Annotated in this window: 6 protein-coding genes; 5 read left to right on the top strand and 1 reads right to left on the bottom strand. The window is 33.8% G+C overall.

The window, feature by feature from the left end; translation table 11 throughout:
- Window positions 1–620 precede the first annotated feature (620 nt).
- Both NYG85_RS11830 and NYG85_RS11825 read left to right on the top strand, forming a co-directional pair.
- Window positions 621–866, top strand: a complete 246-nt coding sequence (locus tag NYG85_RS11830; protein ID WP_284938861.1) for a hypothetical protein — start codon at window positions 621–623, stop codon at window positions 864–866.
- Complete coding sequence (locus NYG85_RS11825) at window positions 863–1,138, top strand: type II toxin-antitoxin system RelE/ParE family toxin (RefSeq protein WP_284938859.1); 276 nt, start codon at window positions 863–865, stop codon at window positions 1,136–1,138. Before NYG85_RS11830 ends, NYG85_RS11825 begins: the two co-directional genes overlap by 4 nt.
- Window positions 1,139–1,187: 49 nt before the next feature.
- Here the strand turns inward: NYG85_RS11825 and NYG85_RS11820 are convergent, their stop codons facing one another.
- Complete coding sequence (locus NYG85_RS11820) at window positions 1,188–1,889, bottom strand: S24 family peptidase (RefSeq protein WP_284938857.1); 702 nt, start codon at window positions 1,887–1,889, stop codon at window positions 1,188–1,190.
- Between the two features lie 631 nt (window positions 1,890–2,520).
- On the opposite strand from NYG85_RS11820, the gene NYG85_RS11815 reads away from it, so the two are divergent.
- The 3 genes from NYG85_RS11815 to NYG85_RS11805 all read left to right on the top strand — a co-directional run.
- Window positions 2,521–2,712, top strand: coding sequence for a hypothetical protein (locus NYG85_RS11815; protein ID WP_284938856.1), 192 nt, complete (start codon window positions 2,521–2,523; stop codon window positions 2,710–2,712).
- On the top strand, window positions 2,693–2,899 hold the full coding sequence (locus tag NYG85_RS11810; RefSeq protein WP_284938855.1) for a hypothetical protein: 207 nt from the start codon (window positions 2,693–2,695) through the stop codon (window positions 2,897–2,899). The genes NYG85_RS11815 and NYG85_RS11810 overlap by 20 nt, the downstream gene beginning before the upstream one ends.
- Window positions 2,896–3,725: hypothetical protein (locus NYG85_RS11805; protein ID WP_284938854.1), on the top strand; the 830-nt coding region annotated here is incomplete at its 3' end. The genes NYG85_RS11810 and NYG85_RS11805, both read left to right, overlap by 4 nt.

Raw genomic sequence — 3,725 nt, 5'->3', positions numbered from 1 at the left:
TCATCAACGTCCCTGTGTTCGTAACAATACCGCCTAAACTCCCATATTTCGCCGTGTTCGTTTAGGTCGTTATATAAAAAATTTTCCATTTTACACCTCCGAAATTTTTAAAAATGTTATGTTTTTTATTAGTCCGCTGCGTGGCTTTAAAAGCCTAAATAGCTTTAAAATTAGTCTTTTCATTTTTCTCCTTTACCCTAAAAAAGGGACACTTTGTTTTTTTGGCTTTTTAAAATTTCAAGAAAGGAAAGGTTTTTGGCTAAGGAGCTTTTTAAGTGTCCCCATTTTAGGGTAAAATGTGCGTGTTTTTGCCTCCGTGAAACGCACTCATTCACGGCCTAGGGGCTCTAACGTGTTTTAAAGCTAATTGCGAAAAATTAGCCTTAAACCCACCCCTAACGCATCCGATTAAAACCAGATTTAAACCAAACTCGGTTTAGGCTCTGTCGGTCAAAGCATTTTATGCTATCCAGCCTTTTGTTGATAGAAGTATATACATTTTATACTTAAAATAAAATAAAAAAAGTGTATTTATTATAAACTTACTTTTTCTTGCTTTTTAAAAAAAATCAAAATAATGTAAGAAATAATTGGGTAATATAAAGCAAAAAGGAGAATAAGTGCAAATTGTTTTAAATAATGTGAGTGCTGAAGCTTTGAGCGTGATAAAAAGTTTAAAATTTATCAATCCGAAACTTACAATAAAAAAAGAATACAAAGATAAAAGAAGTCAAAAGCAGATAAGAGCCGAGCTAAAAATGGCAGTAGATGATTATAAAAGTGGCAGTTTAGAAAAGTTTAGCGGTTTTGATGAGGCAAAAGCTAGAACACAAAGAAAATTAAGAGAGCTTGGGGCAAAAAATTGAACATAATTTTTAGAGATGATTTTTTAAACGAGCTTGACAATATTTTAGAATTTATAGCCGCAGACAGCACAAATAGGGCTATTAAATTTGCCGATGAACTTTATGATAAAATCTATAATTTGCAAAATATGCCCTATAAATTCAGACAATCAACCAGCTTTAAATCAAATAACATTAGAGATTTGATTTTTAAAGGATATGTCGTGCCATATTTAATTGATGATGAGAATATCGTTATTTTAGGCATTTTTAAAGAAAATATAATCTTTTAATTTTTTGATATATTAGCTTAATTATAAAAAATTCACGGCAAAAAAATATTTATTTAAAATTTAATATTTTTAATCGCTCCTGCCTATTGTTGATATTTATTTTTATAATTTGCACCACTTTTGCCATTTTAAAATTATCTAGCATATCGGTATCATCTTGTGTGATGTTTAGCGTGGTAAAATGTGGGCTTTGATTTAAAGGGACTAGCTTTAAAATATTTGTTTTTGAGCGAATAAAAACTTTAATTGCACTCTCGCCAAAAAGCGTATAATGAACCAAGTCGCCATCTAAAATGTCGGCGTTTGGGTTACAAACGACAATATCGCCGTCGCTAATTTCAGGCATCATACTATCGCCGCACGCTCTTATTGCGTATAGGTTTGGCGTATAGGTTTGTGCCGACAAATAAATCCCCTCATCTGCATTGTAGTCGCTAATTATAGGGCTGCCACACGAAGCAAATCCAACAATAGGGACTTTTTTAACGCCCAAAAGCCCGCCAAAAATAGCGTTGTTTGTTTGCTCGTTTATTTGAGTTATTTCATCAAATCTTAACCCCAGAGCTTTTGCCATAGCAACAATACTATCAATGCTTGGGCGGATGTTGCTCTTTTCTTGTAGCCATTTTTTTAATGAAATTTCGGAGATTTCATATCCGTTTTCTTGCATTTTAAACATAAGGTCGGCGTAGGTCATTTTTTTTAATTTTAGTGTCTTTTTTATCGTGTCTTTTTTTATTTCGTAATCCATTTTACATCTCCATATAAAAAAGTATAAAAATTATATCTTATTTTTTTAAAAAATATGTATATAGTTTTTATATTTGTTAAAGTTTTTTTAAGTATAAATGGTATATACTTATTTTATGACAAAAAAAGAATTTACTGCTCTATTAAAGAGGCGTTACATATGCGAGCCTTCTGTTAAAGCTCTAAGGTGCGGGATGATGAGACCAAACTATGAAAATATGGTCTTTTTTGCAAAAAATGGGGTGCCTTTTGAGGCGTGGCTAAATATTAAAGAGTGGCTAAAATCGCAAGAGGCTAAAAATGTGTGAGCTTGTCGTATCACTTGGTTTTTTAATCCTTAGCGTTATGCTTTTAAAGCTTGCAAGCTACGAGTGCTGGGATAAAAAATGAGCTATTTTATGCTTACCTTGCTTTTAAATTTAGTCCTTGTGGCACTGCTTTTAAGAGTGATTAATAGCGATTTAAGGGAGGCTAGATGAATATGCTATTGCTACTCTTAATGTGCCTATTTGTAGCGTGGGTGATGACGCTTGATTATAGCTGTAAATAGATTTGTTTAAACCAGCCCCTGCTCCTTTAAAATCTTGCATACTTGGGGGCTGATTTAAGCAAATTAATTTAAAGGAGCAGATATGCAAGAGCAAAATTTTAAAGCAATATTTGAATACAAAGATAAATCTAGCAAGATTTATCAAGAAGTAGCCATTATTGACTTTATAAATAAAACTATCACGTGCAGGGTGTTTGAGGACGCCTTTACGACTTACGACGATTTTAATCCAAAATTTTTAAGGAGCAAGACAAATGAGCCGACGTTATTTTAACCAAAATTTTGATGATTTTGTAAAAATGGCTAAGCGTGATAAAAATTTAGCCGTGCCAAAGAGCGTAAAAAAAGAGAGCGAAAGCGAAGCAAAAGCCGAACCTACAAAAACCGAGAATGACCCTTTAATCATCTTAAAAGTAGATAGGGCGACACTTCAAAGAATAGAAAGGGTGGTAATAATATGAGTGCATTAAAATTATTAAATGAAAAGCCCATTGCGTTTTATCCGATATATGCAAAAATAAGCGGCAGCATAAATGCTGGGGTGCTGCTAAGTCAGCTTATGTATTGGTTTTCAAAGGCGAATAACGACACGATTTTTAAAACAGATAAAGAGCTACAAGATGAAACTACGCTAAGCAGAAATGAGCTATTAGGGGCTAAATCTAGGCTAAAAGAGTTAAGCTTTTTAGAGATAGTCATAAAGGGGCTGCCCGCTAAGACATACTATAAAATAGACTGGGATAAACTGGCACTAGCACTAAAAAATTACTCTGAAAATGAAGTAAAAAACGATGATGAAAATAATAAAAACGAAGCTAGAATTTTAAAACCGCAAGAGAAAAAAGAGATAAAAAATGGTGCTTTAAATGATAATGTCAATCAAAATGAAGCAACTTTGCCACGCAAAAAACACCTTTTTAGTGACGTAAAAAGCTATCCAAAGAAAGCTGAAATTCAAGAAACTTATGTCGGAAATTCAGACAACAAGTTGTCGGAAAACCTGCAAACTTATGTCGGAAATGCAGATAACAAGTTGTCGGAAATTCAGACAACAGGTTATCAGGAATTCAGACAACAGGTCGTCGCAAATGCGGACAACAGGTTGTCGGAAATTCAGTCATACGCTTACTATAATGCAGAGAATACATCAGAGAATACATCAGAGAATACATCAGAGAATACATCAGAGAATACATCAGAGAACTCCTTTGCGCGTATGTGCGAGCACACACGCGTGGGGGGAGATGGGAGCAAAGCAGAGCAAGGAGCGATAATCGTAAAAAGTCC

This window comes from Campylobacter gastrosuis (genome assembly GCF_030249845.1).
GTDB lineage: Bacteria > Campylobacterota > Campylobacteria > Campylobacterales > Campylobacteraceae > Campylobacter_A > Campylobacter_A gastrosuis.
This window is presented reverse-complemented; position numbering and strand designations above follow the sequence as displayed.

What these genes read in the sequence shown, in the direction of transcription:
- NYG85_RS11815 (WP_284938856.1), top strand. Translation starts at nt 2,521, where the DNA reads ATGCAAGAGCAAAATTTTAAAGCAATATTTGAATACAAAGATAAATCT.
- NYG85_RS11810 (WP_284938855.1), top strand. Translation starts at nt 2,693, where the DNA reads ATGAGCCGACGTTATTTTAACCAAAATTTTGATGATTTTGTAAAAATG.
- NYG85_RS11820 (WP_284938857.1), bottom strand. Translation starts at nt 1,889, where the DNA reads ATGGATTACGAAATAAAAAAAGACACGATAAAAAAGACACTAAAATTA.